The following is a 26,190-nucleotide window of genomic DNA, read 5'->3' on the forward strand; positions in this document are numbered from 1 at the left end:
TGGGGTCAGAGTACATTAATCCCCACTCCCCCAGTAAAACTTCAAAAGAGGGTCAGACTACTTTATTCCCCACCGTACTAACACACATCAAAATGGGGGCGAAGTACTTTATTGCTATCAAGATCAGAACGCGGTTATACCCTTATCCCCAATACCGAAAATTCAAAGAAATATACTATCGCTTTTATTCAAACGAAAAAAATGTACTCTGACCCCAATCTCTGAAATGTACTCTGACCCCTTTATTTGTTGGGTTATGCTTCGATCTGTAGTGCTTGTTTTTTTAGGCTTGCTATCATGTGTTCACGCATTTTAAACTTCTGTAGCTTGCCTGTTACTGTCATTGGGTATTCTTTTACTACACTGATATATTTAGGCACTTTAAAGTAAGCAAGCTTTGATTTTAAGTAGTCGCGAATTTGCTCTTCATCTACGTGACAATTGTCTTTTGCTTTAATCCATAAGCACACTTGCTCGCCATATTTGTTATCGGGAATGCCAAATACGGCGGCGTCGGACACATCGTCATGTTGGTATAACACTTCTTCGATTTCTCGCGGATAGATATTTTCGCCGCCTCGAATGATCATGTCTTTTATTCTACCTACAATAGTCACATACCCTTCTTCATCCATTTCACCTAGATCGCCTGAGTGAAGCCACCCTTCATCGTCTATAGTGGCCTTTGTTTTGACTTCGTCACCCCAGTATTCTTTCATCACACAATAACCCCTTGCGCAAATCTCGCCCGGTACTCCAATAGGTACCGTATTACCTTGTGCATCTATAATCTTGACCTCTGTATGAGGCATAGCACACCCTACCGTTTTAACCTGTTTTTCAAACGGAGAGTCAATATCAGTAATATGATTAATTGGGCTGCATTCTGTTTGACCGTAACCTATGACTACTTCAGTCATGTGGAATTCACTGTGCATCTTTCGCATCAGCTCTTCAGGGCATGTACTTCCTGCCATTACGCCTGTTCTTAAACTAGATAAGTCGAAGCTTTTGAAGTTTGGTAGTTCTAGCTCGGCGATGAACATGGTAGGTACGCCATGTAAGGCCGTACATTTTTCTTCTTCTACTGCGCGAAGGGTTGTTTCTGGGTCGAATGACTCACCTGGAAACACCGCGCATGCACCAGTTGCTACGCAAACTAAATTGCCTAATACCATCCCAAAGCAGTGATAAAGCGGTACGGGTATGCAAAGTTTGTCTTTGTCCGTCAATCTCATTGCTTGTGACACTAATAAACCGTTATTCAAAATATTACGGTGCGTTAATGTTGCGCCTTTTGGGTTGCCGGTTGTGCCTGAGGTAAATTGAATGTTGATGTTATCATCAGCATTTAATATGGTTTCTATGTCTGCTAACTGAGATTGTAGAGCTTCAGTAGGCTCTACTTGGAGTTTTGAGAAGGCCTGTAAGCCATTTACAGAGGTTTCACCGATAATATATACGTGTTTAAGAGAAGGTAACTTCGAAAGTGATAGCGCTGCGTCCGTTTGACTCAGGTCGCCAGTATCGAGTTCCGGGGCAAGTTCTTTCATCATGGCGACGTAGTTTGACTGTTTGAAAGACTGAGCCATAATTAAGAACTTCACGTCTACGTTATTAATGGCAAATGCTAATTCATCTGGGCGGTAAGCCGGGTTAAGGCATACCATGATCGCGCCAATTCGTGCTGTAGCCATTTGTACAAGCGACCACTCAATGTTATTTGGAGACCATATCCCCACGCGGTCACCTGGCTCTACGCCATTGGCAAGTAAACCACAAGCCACACGTTCTACTTCACGCCAGTATTGCTGATAGGTCCAGTGAATACTTTGATGTTTTACGATGATCGCTGGGTTATCGCCGTAATTGTCGACAACCTTTTTGAAGTATTGACCTATTGTGAGTGATGTCAGTTCAGCATTACTAGGACCGCTAAACTCACTTTTTTGAAGTGGGAGTATAGTGTTTGGCTGCATCTTTGATTCCATTATTCATTGCCTCCATGCGCGTACGCATCTGATTTAAATATAATTTTAGATAATCGCCATCATGATTCTTAAATCGAAGTACACAATAGCGACCATTGCGCTAATTACAGAATGTGCAATCGAATACATAAAATATTTAACCTTTATTAACAATATGGTTGCAAATGCGTTTTGTCGACAAGATGTTGGTCGTATACGGGGCTGTTTAACGAAAAATATTAGTGTTTCGTCGCAGACCGTTTCGTAAAGGGGACGAATTGGTGAGTTTCGTGGGGTGTATTGTTTAAGGGAAAATAAAAAAGCCCCGCACTTTAAGCGGGGCTACATAGTTGGGAATACTATGAATTACTTAGTTTAACTATTCTGATTCAATCTCTTCAAAATAGGTACGGTATTCCATACGAGTTATGTACGAATCACCATCTTCATCCATTGAGTCAAAGTCGCCTTCAACGTCGGCCATTTCTAGTTCCTTCTCACTGATTTTACCATCGCTATCCATATCGATTTTAGTGAACTTAGAATTGGCTGTTGCAGACATCTCAGTGCGCAACTCTTTGTTCTTTTCTGAAATTATTTCGTTATCAGCTTTAGAAAAAAGTGCTGGATTGCCTTCTTCAGTTATTACAGCGTCTGTTGTACCTTCAGCTTTTACCTGCGTGATAACTTCATCACTGAACATAGATGGTTTTTCATCAACAAATGAATTAAATTCTGCGCGGCTAACCATACTGTCGCCGTCAGTATCCATTTTAGATACTAATTTGCTGTCGATAGTACCTGAGGATTCTGAACCGACTATGTAGCCATTACCGTCTTGGTCGAGCGCATTAAAGCTCTTAGAAATTTTTTCTTCATGATGGCCTGCGAATGCTGACGCAGAAAGTGTCGCTGCAACAACAGCACTGGTAATCATACTTAACCTTGTGATCTTCATAATCAAATTCCTTCTGTTTCTCTTTGCGAACACGGGCTATCAATTGCCCTAATCACTAAATTGAACGCATGTTGATTGAAGTTAATACTTCGCACAAACCTATTTAGCTACTCACAAATACCTTATTCACTTGTCGTGCCAATGAGTTAAGTTATTGAAAATGTGAGCAATATCTAAATATGGAAATAGATTCAGAGTGTAATGCTTTTGTTAATTTGTCACGAAGCCTGAAAGATCTTCATACAGATAAACGTAATTAAAATAAGGAAAGTTGAGTGTTAGCTATGCGTTCAAAACTAAGGGATATCATTGGCAATATACTATCAGCAATGGGTTTTATCTGTTTCTCTATATAGTGGTCATAGTCAAGCGGCGCAGAGATTGTTTCCACTGTTTGTGGCCCTTGAACGGTAATTACATAGGCTATAGAAGTATTAGATTGGTAGCGAAGTGGTAAACCCTGTTCTTCAAATAACTTGTCGGCCCGTCTTGCCGCTTTTACGTGAGGGGGAAGAGATTTTACATACGAAGAAAGTGGTTTTCTGAGGCGCTTTTTATACACCAACTCGTCATCCATCTTTCCCGCTTTTACTGCGTTTAGTGTTTTATTGATGTACTGCTTTACAGGTTCATTGGTAAACACTCTTTTGTATAGTTCGTATTGGAACACTTTAGCAAGCACTGTCCAATCCGAACGCACGTTCTCCAAGCCCTTAAAGATAAGCTCACCGCCTTTCATTCCTGCATAACGTTTTTTGCTGCCTTCAGAAGAGCCACGAATTGTCGGCATAAAAAACGTAGAGAAGTGAGATTCAAACTCAATTTCTAAATGGCAATCAATGTCGAACTGACGCTTAAGTAACTCAGTCCACTTCTGATTAATAATTCTGGCAAGCTCGCGACCTGTTTCAGAAGGCGTACCTAGTGCTGTATTTCCTTCAACATGCACAAAGGTTGAATCGGTATCACCGTAAATAACCGTATAGCCCAGCTCTTCAATCCAACCCGCGGTAGTTTGCATGATCTCATGGCCCCGCAACGTAATAGAACTAGCAAGGCGAGGATCGTAGAAAGGACAACCTCCACTACCAAGAACACCATAAAAGGAGTTCATTAATATCTTAATCGCTTGGGAGCGCGGCGCGTCTTTTTGTTTTTTCGCCTCGTCGCGCTGAAGCCATAGGTTCTCAATGATAGAAGGCAAGAAATGTGATTCACGACTAAATACTGCACCTTTAAACCCTTCTATCGCACTGTCAGGAGACTTAAGCCCTTCCGCAAGCCCTAGCGGGTCAATTTTGAATGTGCGAATAATAGAAGGGTATAGGCTCTTGAAATCGAGAACTAAAACGTCTTTATACAAACCCGGCTGCGAACGCATAACATAACCGCCCGGACTAGCTAAACCACCATTTTCAGGCCTTACCCCCGCGACATAGGACCTGCGGTGTAGCTTGGGCAAGTAAACGTTTAAAAACGCAGCCACTGAGCCACCAGGGCGGCTCATATCTAAGCCAGTAAGAATGCTGCGTAATGCCAGAAAATCAATAAATTGAGTTTTGTCCTGAATGCGGTTTACCAGTTCGGTGTCTTTAAAATTATAGTTAGCTAATGCAACGGGGTCACTATGATAAAGACGTTTTATAGCTTCAAGCTTGTCGGTAGCTTGGATAAGCTTATTTTCGCCAAGCAGTTCTTCAGAAACGTGATCGAGCGAGAAAGACTCGAATTGGTAGGTCATTGTTTTTAGCGCTTCGATGCCATCAACTACGCATCGTCCTGGCACATCAACTAGGGTTTGATCTTCCCATTGTCTTACTGAAGCCTCTCGGCCGTGGCGCCCTATTGTATACTTAAGTGAATTCGCCTTGGCGCGGCGCGCAAGCACCGCCATGTCGAACTGCTTAACGTTCCAACCCAAAATGATATCTGGATCGTGGGATGTAAGGTGCGAAAAAAATGCTTCTAGCAGTGTCTTTTCTGAATCAACGGTAATAAGTTCGTATGCGCAGTCTTCTTGTCCTTGCAATGCTTGCCCAACAAAACTTGGCGGGCACAGAAGCAGCACAATGTTTAACCCTTCGCCAGCTAGTGCAATGCTAAACAATTCTTCATGCTCATTGCACTCAATATCTATGCTTAGCGATGTAAAAGTGGTCCTGAAGTGACAAGGTCTTATTTGCGCATTTTCTATAACAGCCTGCGACGTGTCATCGAAAGACTTGGGGGTTAGAAATTCCACCGCGCCATAAACGAAACGCTCCATTAAATAGCGATCAGCAACGCGAATATCAGCCTCGTACAATACAATATTATGCTCTTGCGCTTGCTGGCGAAGCTGATGCATCTGAGATTCTGTTGAGGTTTTTACTGTGGCAACTGAAACTTGTTCTAGTGTATGAAATCCGTCATCTGAAATACTGATCTTCGCTGAGATACGCTCAGCTATTTTTCGCAGTAAATCAATATACTCAATTGATACAAAGCAAGTGGGGGATTGAGGGGCAGAAATTAACCTAGTGGTATTACTGGGCGTTTTAACCCATAGCTCAACATAAACTTTTCCTCGCCGGGTAATCGTACTTTTATTGAGTATAAACCCTTGCTGTATTGTTGTGGCTGACATGAATTTAATTTACTAACTGGCTTATCGACATTAATTTCTTGGAGTAGCCCCGTGGGCATGTACGCTGTATATACTTATCTATTCAACTACTGGCACAAAGGCGCAATAAACGTGCGATACAACATTGCGCAAGAAATGACAGCGGGCTAAGTATAACGTTTGTTATCACCGACTCCTATAGATCTCTATTCGACAGATATGTTTGTTTTTGTAATCAGAGCGAGTTAGAACGAGACGTGTGCTATTTGTCTCGCAGGAGAAAGAAAGTACTTGGCCAATGAAATTATGTTGCGTTTGTACGCTGGCATTATCGAGTACAGGCGTTCTCGATACAAGGCAGTCTTACCAAAGCTAAAGCTCGTGTAACAGCCTTTCGAAACAGGGGGCGACTCAGTGAGGATTAAAATATGCAGGCTAGAAAAAGTGACGACGATATGGAATATCTATTCGATAAACAGGTAGAGCCGGGCGAGCTTATAGAAGTAGCCGATGGCGTACTTTGGTTAACTATGCCACTTCCCTTTGAACTCGATCACATAAATCTGTATTTAATCCGCGGTGAAGGAGGCTGGGTGGTTGTTGATACTGGCATAGGAACGTCTACCACAAAGTCTCTGTGGGAGCTTATATTCAAGCAATTAGACGGGCCTGTCGTTGGCGTTATTGTTACGCATTTGCACCCTGATCATGTGGGGTTAGCGGGTTGGATAGCCGACACCTATAATGTTCCTTTTTATATGTCTCAAACCGAGTATTTCACTGCCCGAGCATTCGCGGCAGGACGAAATGGCGCAACTAACGAACGGGATGTGCAGTATTACCAGCGAGCAGGACTTGATGAAGCAATGATCGCTAAGCTTACTTCTGGTGATGGCAATGGCTTCAGTAGCGTAGTGTCGCCACTTCCCATAAGCTATATCCGTTTAAAACATGGCATGACATTATCGCTTGGTGATAACGAATGGCAGGTCATTATTGGTCGCGGTCACTCTCCAGAGCATGCGTGCCTTTATAATGAAAAGAAAAACATTCTTATCTCTGGCGATCATATCTTGCCGATTATCACTCCCAATATTGGCGCCTACTCAACAGAGCCCGATGCCAACACTTTAAACGACTACCTTGGCACGCTTACACAATTTAAAAACTTGCCGAAGAATACAACAGTGTTACCAGCACACAAACTTCCTTTTATCGGTCTTCATGAGCGTGTAGATTCGCTTATTGCCCACCATCACGAGCATCTTAAGGCGTTGTTAAGCTCGTGTGAGCAGCCCCAGACGTTGGTGGATTTGTTGCCCGTTATGTTTAAACGCAAACTTTCAAGCCGAAACATGGTTTTCGCGGTCGCAGAGTGTATGTCTCATCTTAATTATTTACTTAACGAAGGGGCCATTTCTCGAACGCTAAACAGCAAGGGTGTGTATACATTTAAAGCGCGTGAAGTAAAAAAGCTGGCTTGTTAGTACAATCAAAAGATATACAAGCTGGGTAAGTACCAATTGCTAGTCACAATGTACTGCGTAGGGCGATTATCCGCTTTCTAAGTTGCTTGAGAGTTTTCCACTTCACTTTCTTCACAACAAGACGCGGCTGCTGTGGACTGTTTAGGTATAGTAATTTCTACTACCGTTCCTTTGGCCTCTTTACTGCTAATAGATATTTTACCTTGGTGCTGCTCTATGGCGGTGTAAGCCACAGAAAGGCCCAGCCCTTGACCTTGCCCTTCAGGTTTGGTGGTAAAAAAAGGTTCGAAAACGCGTTTTAAGTTTTTTACTGGGATGCCGCAACCTGAGTCCAGTATTTTAATCGTCACTGATTGAGCGGCGTCAATGACCGTAAGCTTAATGAACCCTTTCTCTTCTATCGCTTGCGCAGCGTTTATCATGACGTTCATCAGTGCCTGTTTCAATGGCCCAGGATTCCCCATTACCTCTACTTTTTCATGCTCGCATTGAAGTTTATATTGGGGCGAGCTGTATTGGGCTGAAATAAGCGTGATTAGCTGATGACACACTGCGCATATATCTACAACTTGCGTGCCTTCGGTGGTTTCTAACGAGAAATTTTTGAGGTTCTCGACAATGTCTTTTACACGTGTAAGCCCATCGGTAGACTCTGTAATTAGCTCTGTAATATCGTCTTTTAATAAGTCGTAGTGATTTGACTCAAACAAGACGCTGATTTGCTCTTTAAGATCATCGGTGAAGTGTTCAAGTTGCGTTTTGACTCCGTCACATATCGCAAGGAGATGTGATGCGTATTGCTCAAGTGTATTGAGGTTAGCGTTTACAAAACCGATAGGGTTATTTATCTCATGGGCGATACCTGCTGCGAGCTGCCCAGTGGAGGCCATCTTTTCGGCCTGAATAAGTTGGCTTTGGGCAGTATCGAGTTTGCGAATAAGTTTTCGTTGCGCTTCGTGTTCTTTTTTTAAGGCTTCGGAAAGTTTTTGCTGTGCTCTGAAATAACTTGCTTGGGCGGTTACATCTTGCAGGAATATACAGGCTAGACGCTGTCCGGTTGTTTTATCTTTAATAGGCAAAATTTCCATATTTTGATACATCTGCGTTTCTTCACCCGTTATCGGGCGAGAGCTTTTAAATGGAAATATATGGGGTCTTTGCTCCCAATAACTAAAGCTTGGGTGCTGCAGCACAAATACTGATTTTAATCTCCGTTTAAGAAACTTGCCTTGCCCTTGAAATAATTCAACGACAGGTGTTTCTTTGTAGCAACTGCGCATATTGTGAGGGAGACGATCTAAAAAGAAGTCGTTTAGATAAACGACGTTAAAGTCCTCATCGACGATACCAATTCCGACAGGTAATTTACCTACCAGCTGTTCAAACATTATGCGAGTAACTCATCCAATGTGTCTTTCATGCGAGCAAGAGATTCGTCGTCTAAGCAAAAAACAACACGCATGCTGAACGACGATATAGCGATAACAAACTGTACTTCCATCACCAAGCTATGTTGCCATTGCAACTCATCAAAATTCGCTTTGTCGGGTAAAAATAACGTGGGCATGTTCAAGTTAGTGGTAAGTTCTAACTGTTCAGAAAGGCCAGCCAAACACGCACCTGCTAAGATGTTGCATAGCTCTAGGATGATTTCTTGAATATCTTCTTTGCTTAAAGGTTCGTCGTAATCCATCAATGTAGCAACTTCACTCAAACCAGCTTGAGATAACACTGACATGACTTCACCGTGTACATCGCCTAAAAAGGACTGTCGAGTGTAAAAGGCATCTTTGGTTTCGAACAAAAGGCTGTACAGTTGAGTAGGGGTTACTGCTGAAATTTTAGGTATAGAAATATCGATTTTTGTTTCTATTAATTGAGCGAGAGAGTTCGCCGCTTGCCCCATTGAAATATTTAGCAGTTCTTGAAGTGCATCTCTTTGCTCTTCATCTAGTGGTAATACAATACTCATAGATACCCCAGCTCAAACAATGCCATTGCTAACTCTTCTTTATCTAAGGGTTTGCGAAGAAATCTTTTTGCTCCTAAAGCCATCACAATTTTTTGCTTTTCAGGCTGAAAATCAGCACTTATTACAATGACGTTTGGCGTGTTAGGTCTTGCATGTAAAAACTCTAGCACTCCCACACCATCAACTTCAGGCATTGTAAGATCCAAAAGTACGAGAGCAAATTCACTTTCAGAAAGTGCATTGATCGCCTCTTGGCCGTTTGTTGCTTCGGTTATGTCATACTCTAAATCCTGAGGAAGTGAACGAATAACACTGCGCCTCGAGAGTTTTGAATCATCGGCAACTAGTACAGAAAGTGACATTTACAGCCTCCTAGAGCGGCATTTATTGGAATGCCTTTTTTGTAAAGTATGTGCAACTTTCGCGTTACTGCAACAATACCGTAAAAAAAATTGTTGTAGCAATGCTCTACGCTGTCGCATGCAAGCTCAAGTATATGACAAAGGTGACTTTTGTGCGTATTAGACTTTTAGTTGAATTGATGGGCAGAGGAACATGAATGGTCGAGATACCGAATTCGGCATGTATCGAGACCGACACATGCCTTAACTTTTAACCTTTTTGCATGGACTGCATTTTTTCGAGCGCGGCAGGCATCGCATCAACATAGCGTTTAACGTCAGCTATTTTGCCCATGCTTACTCGAGACCAATTATCGTAAGTACGATAAATGCCTCGGATAAGCACGTCTTTTTCAGCCATAGCTTGTCGGAAATATTCGGCGTTACCGTCACCAAGATTAACAAAAATAAAGTTAGTACTAGAGGGAAGGGCTGTCAAACCATTAGCCTTAACGGCGTCCATAACCATAGATTTACCTTCATAAATTTTTTCTTTAGAAAAGGTTAAAAAGGCGTCGTCATTATAGCTTGCTATTGCGGCAGCGAGACCCGCTTGGTTCAATGTGTAGCCGCCCATACCGTAACGGTTAATCCATTCAGTATTTTCCTCAGAAGCAATAAGATAGCCTACACGCATACCCGCTAAACCATAAATTTTTGAAAAGGTTCTCGCTACGATGACATTATGACCAGCTTTAACAAGTGGAATCATCGAATATTTCAAAGGCTCATCTATAAGCTCGTTGTAGGCCTCATCCACAAGAACAAGCGTCTTTTTGGAAGCTTTTATACAGAATTCGCGAAGCTTAGTCGGGTCAAGCACTTTGCCTGTCGGATTATTTGGATTGCAGATATGCACCATGCCGATTGAGTCATCAATGGCGGCATACATGGCATCAAGGTCTATGTCTAACTCCGCTGTATTAGCGATCCTAACAATTTCAGGGGCACCTTGCTTTTCTGGCGCTTTAGATGTGGTGTCCCAAAAAAGATCCGGCCCAAGAATTTTTCCATTTTTGCTGGCTGCGACGGCAGCGTAGGAAAGAATTGGGCTCGAACCGGCGCTCAAAGAAATATTCTTACGGGTGATACCATGGCGCTCTGCTATCATATCTAACAGTGTCATAGCAGCTGGGTAAGCGTAATATGCACCTCCTTCGGCAGACGCTTTGGCGATGGCTTCAAGCGCTTTTGGACTAGGACCAAAAGGGTTTTCATTTGCGTTTAATTTCGCTATGCCAGGTTTCGGACCATAAATGACCGATGCCGATTCATTCGTTGCAGCACTCATAGATTGAGCGCCAACCAAGTGACTAAAACCTGTTGCACCCATGGCTGATGCTGCTACCGAGCCACCTAAAAATAAACGTCTTGAACGGTTATAACTCACGGAACTTCTCCTTTTATTTTTTAAATGGCTTTATAGAACATCGCACTAGAGACAATGACGAGATAAATGCCAAACAATCGCTTTAGCTTCTTTTCGCTAAAGTTATGCGCCATCTTCGCTCCGATCGGCGCAGTAAAAATTGCACCTATACTGATAGCGATAAGCGCTGGAATGTTGATGTATCCGATGGTTCCAACCGGAAGCGAAGCTGCATCAGGGTGCTTCATAAACAGGAATCCGATAGCGCCAGGAAGGCCTATTAGAAAGCCAACTCCTGCTGCGGTTGCAACAGCTTGCTGAATAGAGCGCTGGCACATCACCATAGTGATGACGGTGGGAGTGCCGCCACCTATACCCAGTAGTGCAGAGAAGCCGCCAAGTACAAACGCTAAAACTGCTTTACCTATACCTTTTGGCATGTTGAAAACAAGTCCGGGGCGCACAACAAACTCGGGGAATAGAAAATATACAGAGTAAAGTAATACACCTGCAGCAAATACCACCGTTAAGCCACTAGCACTAGAGTTGTTTGCTATTAATAGCCCTCCGCCAACGCCAAGAATAAGCCAAATACTCCAAGACTTTAAAATATCGAAATCTACGGCGCCTTTGGCACGGTGAGCCATGACTGAGCGAGCGCTAGAAACTACAATTGATGCTAACGATGTTCCTATAGCAACCTTTACAAGCGCTTCTGAGGGGGGAGTAAAAAAAGGAAAAACGGCGAGTAGCGCAGGAACAACAACAAAGCCTCCACCATTACCGAAGAGGCCTGCGGTAATGCCAGCGATAGCACCGGTAATACATAAAGTAACTACAAACCACAGTAGTTCTATTTCCATCAGCTTTCTTCTCCGCGCAATACAACTTTAAACATTAAATGACCTTTTAAGCTTTATTTATATACAGTTATTTAAAAACGTAAACACCGGCTTGCGCCGGTGTTTGCCGAACCCGATTAAAAGCGGGCAGCTAGGCGTGTATAGTAATATCCACCTTGCCAGTCGACTATCGAACCAGAGTCGTATAATTCACCACAACAGGCGTCGCCGTTAGTGCTCAAATCTGGATAGTTATCAAAGAGATTTCTCACTCCCACTGATAGGGTAAGGTTTTCATTTATGAGGTAAGAGCCTTCAATATCAAACATGAACTCGTCACCGAAGGTTTGAATGTTTGTTGGGTCTACACCATCATCGCTACCTGCGTTTTCGTATTCGCCGAAATAGCTAAGGCGAGCTACCGCAGACCATACGTCATAGCTGTGAGTGACAGAGAATACGCCGCGCATTTCAGGTCGACTATTTTCGAAGTCGAACTGATCCTCCGCGTCTAAGTATTCACTGGGGTCAGAGTCAAACTCCGTTTTGTTGTAGTTAACTGAACCAGTTAAAACGGTTGAGCCATATTTAGACTCCATCTGGTATGTTGCAACTACGTCCAAACCTTCTGTTACCGTATCAAATGCGTTTTGGAAGAAGAATACTCCACCAATTGACTCGGCGCCGGACACGTTCGCTCCAGCAAGGGCTAGGTAATTCTGGTAAGCATCGTAACCATCGGCATCAGGGTCGGTGACGACAGTTGTTGAGACATCACGTGTAGATACAGAGTAAAGGCGGTCCTCTAATTTGATATTGTAGTAATCTACAGTAAGGGTTAAGTCACCGTAGTTAGCCGTCATTCCTAATGTAAAGTTGGTCGACTTTTCAGGCGAAAGCTCTTCTGCGCCAAGTGCCTGTGCAACTTCGCCGCCAGCCGGGAATAAGCCCGTAGCTACAGGGAAACCATCGGGTAAGCGAGTCGATACGTTAGTTGTACCTTGCTGGCCAGGAGTGGGGGCTCTGAAGCCTGTACCAAATGAAGATCTAAAACCTACATCATCATTGAGCTGGTAGAATGCCGCAACTTTGTAAACTACCTCAGAGCCAAAATCTGAATAGTCTTCGTAGCGCAGTGCTGCTTGTGCAAAAAGCTCGTCAGTAATATCACCTGAAATGTCTGTGTACACCGCATAAGAGTCGCGATCGTATGAACCTGAATAATCGGGTGAGTAACCCGGGAAACCGTTAGAACCAACGCCAACTACGGTGTAAACAGGATCTACTCCTACTATTCCGTCATCTTCAATACCGTCATCATCGCTATCATTATCGGTAAAGTTAGCACAATTTAATGTTGATCCATTTGCAATAACAGCCAAACCAGCAGCTGAGGCTGAAGTTCCATCACAGAATCCATAAGGATCAGACGTGGCATACGGGCCTGCAAAGTATGAGCTTACTTCCCCTTCAGAGATTTCATAAGACTCATCTAAATAGCTAGCTCCAAATGCAAGTATGTAACTACTTAAGTCGTAAGTGAAGTCCGCTTGAATTTGGGTTTCTTCGTTAGTTAAATCACCAGGCTCGAACGATGTAGGTGATTCGTTTCCAAGAGATGGATTAATAGTATTTGCTAGCGTGTAAGAAATTTCGTTGTTGCCGTAACGACCGCTGATATCGTAGGTAAGGTCGCCCGACATACCTTTTATGCCGCCTAGAATGGAGTAATCAGTTACATCACCGAAAAAGCGCGGTGTAAACCCGCCAGGGAAAAACTCAGTAGGATTCCAAATAGAACCATCTTCAAGGCGAATGTCTTCAATAGTCCCGTTGCCAGGGTAGCGATAGTAGAAAGAGCCGTCACCCTCGCTCTCAGAATAGTTACCAAAGGCGTATAGCTCAGCTTCAGAGCTTAGCGCGTAACCCGCGTTGAAAAAGACGCGTTTACCGCTGGTATTAGGTTGACCCCAAGGTTGTACCACATCAGAACCGTGAACACTGTTGGCCATAGCAGTTGCGTCTGCGATGTATTGGTCTGACTGCTCGTCTACACAGAACCAATCCTCACAATATTGTTCCCCTCTAAATGTTGCTTCACTATCTGAGTATTCGGCTGAAATGCTGAAGAAGCCATCGTCACCAAGGGCAAAACCTTTGTTTCCTGTAACCGTAATTTGGTCGCCATCGCCTTCATAGTAGCTACCGTAATCGATGGTGAAAGAGCCGCCCTCGGTATTGTTTTTAAGTTGGAAGTTAATTACCCCCGCGATGGCATCTGAGCCGTACTGCGCTGCCGCACCGTCACGCAACACCTCAACACTTTGAATTGCCGCTGTAGGAATGGTGGCGATATCTGGGCCTTGAGTACCAGAGCCACCTATCGACACAAGGGCTGCTCTGTGACGGCGTTTAGAGTTTACTAATACTAAGGTTTTGTCTGTGGGCATACCTCGAAGCGTAGCTGGACGAATAAAGGTGCCGCCATCCGAAATAGGCTGCCTGCCAACCGAGTAGGAAGGTACAAGAGTCATCAGAACGTTGTTCATATCGGTAAAAGCAACGGCCTCAACGTCTTCTGCGGTTAATACATCAACGGGAACTGGCGAACTTGTAACCGAGCGCGGCGCACCGCGAGCGCCAACAACCGCTATTCGTTCCAAGTCTTTAGCTTCTGTAGTTTCCTCAGTTACTTCTTGTGCCTGCACAAGCATTGAGGTAGTGAAAAGGGTTAATCCGGTAAGTGCGTAACGTACTGCAGTGTGGAGTTTCTTTTGTTTCATTAGTGTTCCCAATCGTGCTTATTGCTACTTAATTTATGAATACAGAACCTTTAAATCTGCACTCTTTTTAGGCACGCACGAGCACCACATTGATGCATAAACATCTTGTAATTGTTGTTGTGTAACCCGTGTACAAGACCTAGGCTAAAAACTCTTTGCCGTTGGTGGAAGAAAGAAGAATATTTAAGGGTATAAAAAAAACATTGAGCCTGCGTGAAGCTCACGGTTTTCTTGTATTTAGACTTAAGTAGTATCTCGAGTGAGATTTTTTTAATGTTGAACGATGCTTCAATATTTACATTTTTGCTGCATATAACCTATTGGAATGGCATATACCTTGCTGCCGGTATTTGAAATCAATTGAAATTATTTTCAGTCGCACTGCATTGAGTTTCAAATAACAGCGTGCTTGAAGAGGGTAATAAGTGCATTCCAAACAGCTACATTATTTCATAACAACAGTAAAGCGAGGCAGTATCGCTGCAGCGGCTCGGGCATTGGATATTGCACAACCTGCTATTAGCCAGCAGCTTGCGAGTTTGGAACGGGAAGTAAAAGCAAAATTGCTTGAAAGAAGTTTCTCAGGAGTAAGCTTAACGCCCGCTGGAGAAGTATTCTACAAGCACGCTGAAAAAATAATTGGTGAAATAGACAATGTAAAATCTGCGCTAGAAGCCTTTCAGATAGGGCAGCAAAAGGTAATAAAAATAGGAATGCTGCCCTCAATTGGTAACGTACTTTCCCTGCCGTTGTTAACTGAAATTACGAAGAACTACAAAAATTTGAAAGTAGAGATCAGCACCGGGCCTTCTTACACTATCAACGACTGGCTGGAATCGAAGCAGGTGGATATTGCGTTGACGTACCAGCAGGCAATAGAGCCCAAGTTTATGAGCGTGACCCCCCTTATACAAGAAGAGTTGCATTTGGTCTTAACCGGTTCATCTGCCTATCCTGAGTATGCCAAGCTCAAAGACAAGTCGATGATAAAATTTTGGGAGATAAGTGAGCTGCCGCTTTTGTCGCCGGGAAATAAAGATGCATTAGGTCAGCTTATTGCTGATTACGAGAAATCCACGGGAGTTGGCTTAAAGCATGAACTTGCATATTCAGGCCAACTTATGACCGGGCTAAGACAGGTAATGCAAGGGGAAGGGGTAATGATTTTACCTACATCGGCTATTTTTCATTTGAAAGAATCTGGGCTGGTATCAACGTTAAAAATTACCCAGCCTGAAATGCATCGAACGGTACTTGCTGCTACAAACAAACAGAGAAAATCGACACACGAATATGGGCAAATTATCGATATCATCCGAAAAGTGGTAGCTCAGGAAAATGCGCTTAATCATTGGTGTGGCACGCTAGAATTTGCGGCATCTTCATTTGTTGCGAAATCAGCATAATAGGCTTTAGTCCTCTTAAAATGGACTAAAGCCAGTGGGTAATTTCACGCCTCGGGTAATACAATATCAACCATTACCGGTAGATGATCGGAAAACACTTTAGTCTTTGCATTTTTAAGTTTTCTACACGACTTTACTTTAATATCCTGTGTTACCCATACTCGGTCCAATGAAAACACCGGAAAATGACTGGGAAATGTAGCTCCAACTTTTTGCTGCGATAATAACGCGTTTAATGCCTTAAATGCCTTTGAAAAAAACTGCCATTCATTAAAATCACCAGCTAAAAATAAAGGTGTTTGTCTTTCCTTTAAACGAAGGGAAAGATGCTCGTGAAGTAGCGAGAATTGAGAGCGACGCTCAAATTTCTTGAGCCCTTTATGGGTGTTAACCACAGTTAGAGGGCTTTTCTCTGTCTTCAATTCAACAATCTGCACGTTTCTTGGTTGCCGGCCAGTTTGACTTACATCTACAGTATCGTGTTTCAATACGTTAAATCGTGTCAGAATTGCGTTTCCATACCAGCCATTAGGCTCTCTAATCGCGGGAGACGGGATTAGTTTAAACGTATTGTTAGCGCATATGTCTTTTACATCTTGCGCCGTATCACGCTCTACAGACCGTGTATCCATTTCTTGAAGTAGCACTACGTCAGCGCCACTGTTTGCTAGAAGCTGCCCAATGCGTTTGTAATCATGTTTTTTATCTCTGCCAACTCCACTATGAATGTTGTACGTCACTATGCGGCACATTGCTTACCCTCATCTTTACTGCTACTACTCCTTTGCGCCGTGTCACTCTTTGACTCTTTTCGAGCTTGATAATAGGCTGCAAATTTCTGTGAGCCCCAAATCATCAAGCCCCACAATATGATGCCACCCACTAAATAGCTGATTGTTTCAACAGATGGGTTCTGCCAGATTTGTGCAATAGAATCGCCAACAAGACCTTTTGCAATCATAGGAGGGAACATACCTAAAAACGTACCTACCAAAAATTGGAAAATGCCAATAGAAGAAATGCCGGCCACTAAGTTCACCAGACTGAATGGTGCGATTGGCAACATTCGAATTGCAGCGACACCCACTACGCCACTGCGTTTTAATTTTTCATCAACGGCTGCCACTTTTGGTCCGCCAATTTTTCTCAGACCAGCATTACCTGATAGTTTTCCGACACCAAACATAATTGCTGAGCTCATTAATGCTCCCATGATGCCGTAAATAGGCCCCCAGATGGGGCCAAAAATAGCGGCTACAGCGAGTGAAAGTACAGTCACAGGGAAGAATAAAATTCCACCGATAACATACACCAACAACACAGTGGGAAGAGCAAAGTATGTGCCCCTACTTTTTTCTAGAAAGGCGTTGATGCTATCTGAACTCAACCATGGAATTGATTGGCTAGCCCAAAACATGAGTCCACCAAGCACTGCAATAATGACAACGCCAATTAGAATCATAATGCTGCGTCGTCTCGGGTTGCGCGCTGGCAATGCTTCACCGTCAAGTGTGGGTACTGAAATAAGCGGCTCTTCTGGGTCTGACAATGCGCGAAAAACATTTTTCACTGAATGCTCTGTAAATACTTCATCGCGAACTTCGGTAAGCACATAGCCATGGGCTATCTGGTCTTGCATCAATGCTTCAACCGGGTATTGATTATCAAATACATTGGGCATTGCATCTATGTCACGACCAGTATGCTCAGCGAGCAAGTCATCTCTCACATGTTCTATACACGCCTGATTGTCTGCACTATTACCAAATAAAACCGTATCAATTTCAGTGTCTAACGTCATAGAACGGTTACTTAGGTTTGAAGACCCGATAACAAGGTATTTGTTATCAATTGTCATCACCTTTGAGTGAATGCGCTTGTACGCTTTCCGCCCTTGCATGTCTTCTATAGATGAATAGGTCAGTTTTACCCGCTTTGGATCGATGCCTTTTTCTAAGATTGCTTTAAATTCGATACGACTTGCCCAAAAAGCCTCACACTCAAATTTACCTTTAGGTTCATATGAACTAACAATAATGACCGAGAGGTTAGGCTTTAACTTAAGCTGCTTGTTAAGCGCTTCAGCAATTTCTTGGCGAGTGGTAAATTGGTTTTCGATATAAATGATTGATTCTGCTTCGCCAATAAGGTCAAGTAGCATGTGGCGTACTTCTTGGGCCGGCTCTGCTTCATCCATAAACGGAATGGTTCGAGCAAGGGCGCACTCTACGTTTTCAAAAAGTGGGGGGTAATCCTCAGGCCATGCTTCAGGCAAAGGAGCATTTTCTTCAATACGCGCATCTTCACGAATATTAATAGGGGTATCTTCAGCTACCCGCTGCCATCTCCATCTAACGAGTTGTGCAAAGTCAGCAACGACAGGACCGCTTGAAACCATTTGAACGTCGTGTAGTGGGCCATATTCGCCATCAGGGCCATCTCTTTCTTCTGATACTACAGGGTGGTCTCGGGTATCCCAACGATTAGTTGATACATCCATACCACCTGAAAAAACAAGCTCGTCGTCAATGACCACAATTTTTTGATGCTGGCTTCCGCCCATTGGAATAGTATCGTCTAACTCTGTTTGTACATTATCTGGCGTTTTTTCCTCCCACACTTCTTTCGCCCACATTTCACGTTGGGCGAAAAACGCTAAAGAGGAGTCCCAGCGCAGTAGATAAATCTTAATATCAGGGTTCTTTTCAGCTTTCCATTTCAGTAACTCACTGATAACGCTGGGTGCTTCGCTATTAGCTTCATCTTCACCTCGCAACAAACGAATACGACTGTCTATATCCCAACCTACAATGAAAATGCTGTGCTTAGCTCTAACGATAGAGCTATGCAAGGCTTTGTAATAGTTTCCGCAATCTATCAGAGGAGTAGAGAAACGGGCCTTACTCTCTACCCAACAGTTTTGACCTGGTTGAAATATACTCTTACCTGATTGCATGTTCTTGTACCTGTTATTCATTCTATTAAGCTAACTAAAGGGTTGCAGAATTCATACCTGCAAGTAACTTCCCTTAACGGTTTTCAAATATCTGAAATATAAGGTTAAATATGTTTTTTCGACGCAAAGAGCTATTTGAGGTGAGTATCAAAGTGTAAGATTTTCACAAATTAGGAACTTTAATCTTTATCGTTGAAGAAGATTAAAAACTTTCTAAGGTGCTGCTCTTGCATAGTGTTTTGCTATCAATCTTGCGTCATGCTGAACACGTTGTCACAGAAAGCGGTGGGTTAAGTACTAGCGTATTTGTCTTAGGCTTTTGAAGTAGTTAGGTAGCTACAGTTTCTATAAAAAAAACCTGCGCCAAATGCGCAGGCTTGATTTATGAATTTAACTATTAGTGTTTAAGTTAATCTTCGCTCTAGAAGCGGTATTCTACACCGATGCTCGCTTGTTTAAGGTCGGTTTCAAAATCAGTGTCGTCGATATCATCAAACGCTTCATCTGCGTCTAGTTCAGTGTCGTATACCGTGTACTCGGCGTTCACTAGGAAATTGCTAGTAACGGCGTAACTTAGACCTGCACCCACGAAAAGGCTTTCGTCATCGTTATCACGTGAAACGCCTGCAAAGTTGTATTCTGTTTCCGACCATAACTGACCTGCTTTTGCATAAAGAGAGAAGCGTTCAGTTAGGGGAAGAATACCCTTAATGGCTGCAGTGTAACCATCTGTCTCAGCGCCTGCGATATCGTTACCGTAGTCACCAAAATCGATGTAACCACCTTCAACGGCAATCCATTCATTAAATTTATAGCCTACAAGGCCTTGCCATACGTCTTTGTCGTCATCAAAATCATCTTCGCCTTCAACGCGCAGGTAACCGTAATTACCACCTACATAAAAACCACTGTCTTTTGCTTCAATTTGATTTGACTGAGCGTGTGCACCGAACGATGCCATCGCACTAATAGAGGCAACAGCGGCAAGTCCAGAAAGTGTTTTAAGTGTGTTTTTCATAAGTTCATCCTCATTACTTCTTAATAATTCATCGACTTCTCACGTGAAGTCGACGTGTCCTGATTACACACTTTACGTTTCAACTGCTGTGCCATAGTAGAAATTTCAATGTTCGGTTCAAATTAGGGCAAAATTTACAGGTGTGGTTATGTATTTGTTTGTTTATTAAGCGTTTCTGGTTGGTGATGAAGATAACGGTCGAACACCATAAGAAAAATTTTCATAGAGTCTGAAAGAGATTCATAAATACGCGTTTCGACTAGGAATGCAGCGACTATATTTCAATCATCAATAGCGCCGATAATAGAGTGGTTTTTTAACTGACTGAAATCATGGGGTTTTATCTTGATTGGATTTTCCAATCAGTTGAATTCATTTTATCAACTGTAAATGTATTGTAAGCGCGTCTATCTTTTAAAAGCTTATGAGGTAAACAAAATGTTAACAAGTGCGTGATGCCAAGGGCGTCTATCACTAGATAACTAAAACAAACTCAGATGGGAAAAGACTATGACTTTAAAAAGGTTTAAAAAAACCACGCTATCGGCGCTAGTTGCGCTTTCCTTAGGTGCGTCAGGTGCTATGGCTAACGATCAAATCAGTAAGCCTGCCGGTGCTAAAGGGACGGGTATGACTAAAGCCTTCCAAGGTAAATCGAATCAATTTTGGTGGCCTGATCAACTCGACCTCTCTGCGCTTCGGGATCACGACAACCGTTCAAATCCACTTGGTGAAGATTTTAGTTACGCTGAAGCCTTTGCAGAGCTTGACCTTGATGAAGTGAAAAAAGACGTAAATGAACTACTTACCACGTCTCAAGACTGGTGGCCTGCGGACTTTGGTAATTACGGCCCTTTCTTTATTCGTCTTTCATGGCACAGCGCAGGTACCTACCGTACTTTAGATGGTCGCGGTGGCGGTGATGGTGGTCAAATGCGCTTTGACCCATTAAATAGTTGGCCTGACAACGGCAACCTAGATAAGGCCCGTCGCCTTCTTTGGCCAATTAAGCAAAAGTACGGTGAAAGTTTATCTTGGGGCGACCTAATGATTCTGGCTGGTACCGTGGGTATGGAAAACATGGGTTTTGATACCTATGGCTTTGCTGGTGGTCGTACCGATGATTGGGAACCTGACATGGTGTACTGGGGGCCGGAAGTAGAAATGCTGGCCAGCGACCGCGAAGAGAGTGGTGGTAAGCTTCAGCGTCCATTAGGCGCTACACATATGGGCTTAATATACGTTAATCCTGAAGGCCCCAAAGGTGTGCCTGATCCAATGGGATCGGCGAAAAACATTCGTACTGCATTTAGTCGCATGGCGATGAACGATGAAGAGACTGTAGCGCTAATTGCCGGTGGTCATACATTCGGGAAAATGCACGGTGCACATAAGCCTGCTGATTGTCTAGAAGCTGAGCCAGGCGGCGCAGGCTTAGAAGAGCAGGGGTTAGGTTGGAAAAATAACTGTGGTAAAGGCAATGCAGAAGACACAGTGACCAGTGGTTTAGAAGGTGCCTGGACACAGCTACCAACTAAATGGACAAGCTTATACCTTCAAAACCTACTGGGTTTTGAGTGGGAGCAAACCCGCAGTCCAGCTGGTGCTATTCAGTGGATCCCAACTGATGAGTCACTTCATAAATCAGTACCAGATGCACACGTGGAAGGTAAAAGAAACCCTCCAGTGATGACTACCGCTGACTTGGCGCTTAAATATGATCCAGAGTATCGCAAGATTGCTGAACGCTTCTTGGCAGATCCTAAAGAGTATCAAACAGCTTTCGCTAAAGCATGGTTTAAGCTGACACACCGTGATATGGGTCCTAAAACACGCTATTTGGGCAACGATATCCCAGAAGAAAACTTTATCTGGCAAGATCCTGTGCCTAAAGCTGACTACAAAACTATTTCTGATAAAGACGTTAAAAAGCTTAAAGCAGACATCTTAGATACGGGTTTAACAGTTCAACAGCTTGTGAAAACAGCGTGGTCATCAGCAGCAAGCTTCCGTGCTTCTGACTTACGTGGAGGTGCAAATGGCGCACGTATCGCGTTAGAACCGCAAATGAGCTGGGAAGCGAATGAGCCAGAAACGGTTAAAACGGTAGTATCAAAACTTAAAGAGCTACAAGAAGATTATAATTCACGTATGTTCTCTAAGAAGAAAGTTTCACTTGCCGATCTGATTGTTATTGGCGGTGCAGCAGCAATCGAAAAAGCGGCAGCTGACGCAGGTGTTAAAGTGACGGTACCAGTAGTACCAGGCCGCACAGACGCAACTCAAGAGCAGACTGACGTAAACTCGTTCTCGTTGCTAGAACCTACAGCTGACGCGTTCAGAAACTACTACAACGCTGAAGCCAGCTACCGTTCGCCAACTGACACCTTGGTAGACAAAGCTGACCAACTTAACCTGACCGTACCTGAAATGACCGTATTGTTAGGTGGTTTGCGCTCACTAGGGGCTAACGTAGGTGATGTTAAGCACGGCGTATTTACTGACGAAGTAGGCACGCTTAACAACGATTTCTTCGTAACGTTACTCGATATGGGCATTAAGTGGAGAAAAACGGATAACCCATCGGTATATGAGGGCGTTAACAGAAGCACTGGTGAGGTTATGTATACAGGTACACCTGTAGATCTTGTCTTTGGTTCAAACAGTGAGTTGCGTGCTGTAGCTGAAGTTTATGCTTACGACAACGCCAAAAGTCGTTTTGTTGAAGACTTCGTTGATGCATGGACGAAAGTGATGACACTAGACCGTTTTGACTTACGTCACGATTTGAGTGCTAGCCTAGATAAGTAGTTACCACGAGTCTGCTTTCGCAAGTTGTTTTGCGAATAGACCCAAAAACTTATTAGCGATAGAAACAAAAGTTATAAGGGCGCTTTGGCGCCCTTTTTACGTTTAATTGCAGGCTAGTTTATAAATTTTTAATGTAGTTAAAACGACCTTTTGAGCATCGCAAACCTTTCGTTATTTCGATACACTGATCCCTTATTTTTTTGCTTCAACAGATAAATACTACGATGGCTAGTCTTCAACGAACCTTAGTGAACTTAGAAATACTAAGTGAGGATATTAATGCACTAGATGATAGTGCTATTAATACCGTTGCTCACACAAAGCTTTTGCGCAGTGTGTTAGAAGAGCTAAAAAATGCAGAACCATTAGTCATCTTTGAGACAGAAGCAAGCTTTCAAAAGTTGTTATCTGGCTCATTGTTCGAGGGTATTTTTGAAAGAAAGGGAATGGTGGGGGTTTACATAAAGCTGGTGGGATACGTGATCACTGCGAGTGAGGCGACAAATAAAGCGAATGCCATCCTCACTGATAACTTCGACCCAAGTGCTGATAAACGATTAGAGTTACTTCAGGTCAAAGCTATTAAAGCGAAATCTCAATTAAAAACGGTAGCGTCGGCAATGGGTAAAGAAGACTATAAAAAGTTCGTCCACACGTTAGGCCTTTTTGCCCAAGAGTGGCAATGGGATACTCTTCGCGCTAGGTTCTAGCCTGCGCGAAAGGTAATTTTAAGGCGCATTTTAAGAGCTATGGCGTGGTGTTGCGAATATCAATTCCTTGTTCATTGATAACCCTTACTTCGCGTTGAGGGAAAGGTATTTCAATGTTATGTTCGCGTAATGTCTCAAAAACGGTAAGTAGCAAGTCGCCACCCACGCGGTTTTTTCCATCGTCCACACCTTCCATCCAAAACTCGACAAACATGTTTACGCCAGAATCCCCAAAACTGTCGATTTCGCAGTCGGGAAGCTCTTCGAAGGGGATATCCTCGCCACTTATTACTTGCGGGTGTTTCGATACGGCTGCTTTTATGAGCTCTACCATAGCACGGATATCGGTCTTGTAAGCCACCGAAAAATCAATGCGATAACGCTGCTTAGGATCTTTATGCGTCCAGTTTATTAGCAAAGAGCTTATAAACTTTTCGTTAGGTACTAAGATGTCTTTTCCGTCGTAGGTTTCAAGTACTGCGTAGCGCATCTTAAACTCTCTAACAATGCCCTTTTGCCCGTCCTCTAGTTCTACGTAATCGCCAACTGTTAAAGACTTATCGAGCAAGATTATTATGCCCGAAATAAAGTTCGATGCGATCGATTGTAGTCCTAAGCCTATGCCTACTCCCAAAGCACCACCGAAGACAGCTAATGCGGTAAGGTTAATTCCCATGACATTAAGCAATAGAAGAAACACCACACAGAACAGGGCGACTTCAAACAGCTTTGCAAATACTTCCTTGGTAGAAACATCGAGCGACTTGTGGTTACGAATAATATCCTGGCCAATGGCGTTTGAGCTGCGGCCTAGCCAGAACAGCAAACCACCAAACAACAATACTCTCGCCACGCCGTAAGCTGAAATTTCAACATTGCCAACGGATATTGCAATCGACTCTAAAGCAGAGGTAATAAGTGGAAGCACACCGATTAGATGTAAAAATAAAATGGGAAGGCCTACCCAACGCATGAATATTGCTATGATGTTATTTTCAACAAAACCAGTAATTAAGGAGTTTACAAACAGCAGAAGCGCTAATACTACTGCAATTTCAAGTAGCCATGCATCAAACTGGAATTGAGCCCCTAATACGGTAGTTAGCTTCAGCATACTTATAGTGAGAAGTGGAAACAGTGTCTCGCCGAGGTTATACAAAAAACCATGCACGGTATGTGCGCCTTGCTGGGGCTTTTCTCGAGTAAACTTAAAAGGCTTTTTTACTTGTTTGGCAAGCAAAAACGCTACGCAATAAATCACGGCGATTGTCGCAAGCTGGATAACAAAGCTATCAGATATCACCGATGCTTTGACTAGCGCCCACTTTTCTTCAAAGTGCTGGGTTAAACTATCAACATTCATGTTTTCTACTTCACTGATTTACCACGCAGCAACAGCGCGAGCGTGATTAAAGCGTAAAATTACTGCGCGCTTTTTATCTGTTATACCAAATATGGTAAAGCTTTTTTTATCTGTCCCACAGGAATTGCCTTCAAAATTTCTATTGGTCATATAGGTTGTATAGCTATTCTTGGCAATTAAATTAAGAAAATCGCCTTTTATACGCGCTGAATAATTGTTAAGTTAGAATGGATTGTTTCTATCTTTCTGTTTTATATGTTTATTTTGTTTTTTTGATGCAGATGCGTATCCAAGGTCAACATTATTCTCTATCTTAAATATTTATCGTTTAGATAGAAAAAAAACAACTCATCTAATATTGGTAATAATAATTGGTTGACACCTGGTAAGGCCGAATTGTAATATGCAATTGTTTTCTGCTGCTTTTTTTAGCAGAGTGTGGACGAGCTTATCTATGCGTTTAAGCAAAAACTGGAATGCGATATGGGATACCAAAAAGCAAACTGAATTTTTGTTTTACGCTTTAAAGCAAAATAATAAAAACAGTGACTCTCTAGAGTACCCTACAAAGTAAACAGGCTTCTTAGAAATAAGAAGCCTGTTTTATTTTATGGCAATAATATCGATAACTCTCACTATTACTGTCTGAGATGGGCAATTGAGTACAGGCCTCTAGTTTCGTCAGTCTTACGCTTAATTTCTTCTAACGCCTTTGCCTCGCTTGCGTCAAAAAGCGCATTTATCAAGCGATTGAAGTGCTGATGCATAGCTCGTCTGGCGCCAGCAGAATCCTTGTTAGCAATAGCATCGTAGATAAGAGTATGTTCTTGCAATCTGCGTTCGACACCTTGTGAGCAAACATCGCTATATGCAGCAATAACTTGAGGTACGTTTCTCCTAAGGTGCCACAAGTTCTCGACAGAAAGCATGATTGCATTATTTCGTGTAGCCTGTGAAATGATTTGATGGAAACGTTGGTCTGCTTCGTCAGCTTTTTGTGGATTCTGCATTTCGACCAAGGTCTGTTTCAACTCTTCTAGCTCTTCATTTGAGATGGTTGCGGCGGCAAGCGCCGCAGCTTCACCTTCTACAAGCGCTCGAGCTTGAGTAAGTTCGAATGCACTGATGGGGTTTGTTATCTGGCCCTGTTTTTTCTGATGTAATACGTATACACCAGAACCTGTTTTTACTTCTACTCGCTCTCGAACTTCTAAAGCAATTATGGCTTCGCGAATAGTCGGGCGGCTAACATTATAAGTCTCTGCAAGCTCCCTTTCTGCAGGTAAGCGACTACCTTCGGGATAAATTCCTTGTTCTATCAGCGCTTCAAGTTTTTCAACTATGCTCCAGAAGAGACGACGAGTCTTCATATATACAGCCCTTGTTTGCCTGTTGCTCACCAATAAGAGGGGACTCAATTGGTAAAATATTTCTATCTTACCATTGTATATCGAAACTAGCGCAAAGCGCAAAGGCCCTCAATACAGCACTACATAAGCCTATAACTAAGTTTTTATCTTAATTGGTAATACATTGTAT

The 26,190-nt window shown here is 43.0% G+C and carries 18 protein-coding genes; 4 read left to right on the plus strand and 14 right to left on the minus strand.

The features are described from left to right. Window positions 1-254: 254 nt before the first annotated feature. The 3 genes from KL866_RS11385 to KL866_RS11395 all read right to left on the minus strand — a co-directional run bounded on the left by KL866_RS11385 (window position 255) and on the right by KL866_RS11395 (window position 5,554). Complete coding sequence (locus KL866_RS11385; RefSeq protein WP_214995134.1) at window positions 255-1,994, minus strand: AMP-binding protein; 1,740 nt, start codon at window positions 1,992-1,994, stop codon at window positions 255-257. A 355-nt stretch (window positions 1,995-2,349) separates the two neighbouring features. Next, entirely contained in the window at window positions 2,350-2,928 is a 579-nt protein-coding gene (locus KL866_RS11390; RefSeq protein WP_214995126.1) for an EF-hand domain-containing protein, read from the minus strand. A gap of 256 nt (window positions 2,929-3,184) precedes the next feature. Then, window positions 3,185-5,554, minus strand: coding sequence for a DNA polymerase II (locus tag KL866_RS11395; RefSeq protein WP_025254090.1), 2,370 nt, complete (start codon window positions 5,552-5,554; stop codon window positions 3,185-3,187). A 434-nt stretch (window positions 5,555-5,988) separates the two neighbouring features. Here KL866_RS11395 and KL866_RS11400 point away from each other — a divergent pair, with 434 nt between their 5' ends. Continuing rightward, the gene (locus KL866_RS11400) at window positions 5,989-7,020 is read left to right on the plus strand and encodes an MBL fold metallo-hydrolase (protein WP_025254091.1); all 1,032 of its coding nucleotides are present in this window, start codon (window positions 5,989-5,991) and stop codon (window positions 7,018-7,020) included. Between the two features lie 77 nt (window positions 7,021-7,097). Here the strand turns inward: KL866_RS11400 and KL866_RS11405 are convergent, their stop codons facing one another. From KL866_RS11405 to KL866_RS11430, 6 genes are all read right to left on the minus strand, one after another. Continuing rightward, entirely contained in the window at window positions 7,098-8,408 is a 1,311-nt protein-coding gene (locus KL866_RS11405; protein WP_025254092.1) for a sensor histidine kinase, read from the minus strand. Beyond that, complete coding sequence (locus KL866_RS11410) at window positions 8,408-8,992, minus strand: chemotaxis protein CheX (protein ID WP_025254093.1); 585 nt, start codon at window positions 8,990-8,992, stop codon at window positions 8,408-8,410. The genes KL866_RS11405 and KL866_RS11410 overlap by 1 nt, the downstream gene beginning before the upstream one ends. Next, window positions 8,989-9,354: a response regulator gene (locus KL866_RS11415; protein ID WP_025254094.1), complete on the minus strand. Its 366-nt coding sequence runs from the start codon at window positions 9,352-9,354 to the stop codon at window positions 8,989-8,991. The genes KL866_RS11410 and KL866_RS11415 overlap by 4 nt, the downstream gene beginning before the upstream one ends. Window positions 9,355-9,604: 250 nt before the next feature. Continuing rightward, a complete protein-coding gene (locus KL866_RS11420; RefSeq protein ID WP_025254095.1) occupies window positions 9,605-10,783 on the minus strand; it encodes a histidinol-phosphate transaminase in 1,179 nt (392 codons plus the stop codon). Window positions 10,784-10,803: 20 nt separating this feature from the next. Then, window positions 10,804-11,625, minus strand: a complete 822-nt coding sequence (locus tag KL866_RS11425; protein ID WP_025254096.1) for a sulfite exporter TauE/SafE family protein — start codon at window positions 11,623-11,625, stop codon at window positions 10,804-10,806. Between the two features lie 116 nt (window positions 11,626-11,741). Then, entirely contained in the window at window positions 11,742-14,387 is a 2,646-nt protein-coding gene (locus tag KL866_RS11430; RefSeq protein WP_025254097.1) for a TonB-dependent siderophore receptor, read from the minus strand. 425 nt (window positions 14,388-14,812) lie between these two features. On the opposite strand from KL866_RS11430, the gene KL866_RS11435 reads away from it, so the two are divergent. Beyond that, on the plus strand, window positions 14,813-15,793 hold the full coding sequence (locus KL866_RS11435; RefSeq protein WP_214995128.1) for a LysR family transcriptional regulator: 981 nt from the start codon (window positions 14,813-14,815) through the stop codon (window positions 15,791-15,793). 44 nt (window positions 15,794-15,837) lie between these two features. On the opposite strand, the gene KL866_RS11440 is transcribed toward KL866_RS11435, so the two are convergent. From KL866_RS11440 to KL866_RS11450, 3 genes are all read right to left on the minus strand, one after another. After that, window positions 15,838-16,545 carry an endonuclease/exonuclease/phosphatase family protein gene (locus KL866_RS11440; protein ID WP_025254099.1) on the minus strand — a complete coding sequence of 236 codons (708 nt, stop codon included), beginning with the start codon at window positions 16,543-16,545 and terminating at the stop codon, window positions 15,838-15,840. Beyond that, entirely contained in the window at window positions 16,533-18,749 is a 2,217-nt protein-coding gene (locus KL866_RS11445; protein ID WP_025254100.1) for a VTT domain-containing protein, read from the minus strand. The genes KL866_RS11440 and KL866_RS11445 overlap by 13 nt, the downstream gene beginning before the upstream one ends. Before the next feature lie 421 nt (window positions 18,750-19,170). Beyond that, window positions 19,171-19,767 carry a porin family protein gene (locus KL866_RS11450; RefSeq protein WP_025254101.1) on the minus strand — a complete coding sequence of 199 codons (597 nt, stop codon included), beginning with the start codon at window positions 19,765-19,767 and terminating at the stop codon, window positions 19,171-19,173. A gap of 510 nt (window positions 19,768-20,277) precedes the next feature. Between KL866_RS11450 and katG the strand changes: the two genes are divergently transcribed. Both katG and KL866_RS11460 read left to right on the plus strand, forming a co-directional pair. Continuing rightward, a complete protein-coding gene (katG, locus tag KL866_RS11455) occupies window positions 20,278-22,578 on the plus strand; it encodes a catalase/peroxidase HPI (protein ID WP_214995130.1) in 2,301 nt (766 codons plus the stop codon). A gap of 248 nt (window positions 22,579-22,826) precedes the next feature. Beyond that, window positions 22,827-23,288, plus strand: a complete 462-nt coding sequence (locus KL866_RS11460; RefSeq protein ID WP_311236142.1) for a hypothetical protein — start codon at window positions 22,827-22,829, stop codon at window positions 23,286-23,288. Between the two features lie 37 nt (window positions 23,289-23,325). Here KL866_RS11460 and KL866_RS11465 read toward each other — a convergent pair whose 3' ends face one another. Further along, window positions 23,326-24,651: a mechanosensitive ion channel family protein gene (locus KL866_RS11465; protein ID WP_214995132.1), complete on the minus strand. Its 1,326-nt coding sequence runs from the start codon at window positions 24,649-24,651 to the stop codon at window positions 23,326-23,328. Between the two features lie 638 nt (window positions 24,652-25,289). After that, complete coding sequence (locus KL866_RS11470; protein ID WP_025254105.1) at window positions 25,290-26,021, minus strand: FadR/GntR family transcriptional regulator; 732 nt, start codon at window positions 26,019-26,021, stop codon at window positions 25,290-25,292. Window positions 26,022-26,190: the final 169 nt, after the last annotated feature.

Origin of the sequence: Alteromonas sp. ALT199 (genome assembly GCF_018619335.1) — a bacterium.
In the GTDB taxonomy this organism is placed as follows: Bacteria; Pseudomonadota; Gammaproteobacteria; order Enterobacterales; family Alteromonadaceae; genus Alteromonas.

Coding starts and splice junctions, on each gene's coding strand:
- KL866_RS11430 (WP_025254097.1), bottom strand. CDS start 14,387: ATGAAACAAAAGAAACTCCACACTGCAGTACGTTACGCACTTACCGGA.
- KL866_RS11410 (WP_025254093.1), bottom strand. CDS start 8,992: ATGAGTATTGTATTACCACTAGATGAAGAGCAAAGAGATGCACTTCAA.
- KL866_RS11470 (WP_025254105.1), bottom strand. CDS start 26,021: ATGAAGACTCGTCGTCTCTTCTGGAGCATAGTTGAAAAACTTGAAGCG.
- KL866_RS11425 (WP_025254096.1), bottom strand. CDS start 11,625: ATGGAAATAGAACTACTGTGGTTTGTAGTTACTTTATGTATTACCGGT.
- katG (WP_214995130.1), top strand. CDS start 20,278: ATGACTTTAAAAAGGTTTAAAAAAACCACGCTATCGGCGCTAGTTGCG.
- KL866_RS11465 (WP_214995132.1), bottom strand. CDS start 24,651: ATGAATGTTGATAGTTTAACCCAGCACTTTGAAGAAAAGTGGGCGCTA.
- KL866_RS11405 (WP_025254092.1), bottom strand. CDS start 8,408: ATGTTTGAACAGCTGGTAGGTAAATTACCTGTCGGAATTGGTATCGTC.
- KL866_RS11445 (WP_025254100.1), bottom strand. CDS start 18,749: ATGCAATCAGGTAAGAGTATATTTCAACCAGGTCAAAACTGTTGGGTA.
- KL866_RS11400 (WP_025254091.1), top strand. CDS start 5,989: ATGGAATATCTATTCGATAAACAGGTAGAGCCGGGCGAGCTTATAGAA.
- KL866_RS11395 (WP_025254090.1), bottom strand. CDS start 5,554: ATGTCAGCCACAACAATACAGCAAGGGTTTATACTCAATAAAAGTACG.
- KL866_RS11390 (WP_214995126.1), bottom strand. CDS start 2,928: ATGAAGATCACAAGGTTAAGTATGATTACCAGTGCTGTTGTTGCAGCG.
- KL866_RS11440 (WP_025254099.1), bottom strand. CDS start 16,545: ATGTGCCGCATAGTGACGTACAACATTCATAGTGGAGTTGGCAGAGAT.
- KL866_RS11450 (WP_025254101.1), bottom strand. CDS start 19,767: ATGAAAAACACACTTAAAACACTTTCTGGACTTGCCGCTGTTGCCTCT.
- KL866_RS11415 (WP_025254094.1), bottom strand. CDS start 9,354: ATGTCACTTTCTGTACTAGTTGCCGATGATTCAAAACTCTCGAGGCGC.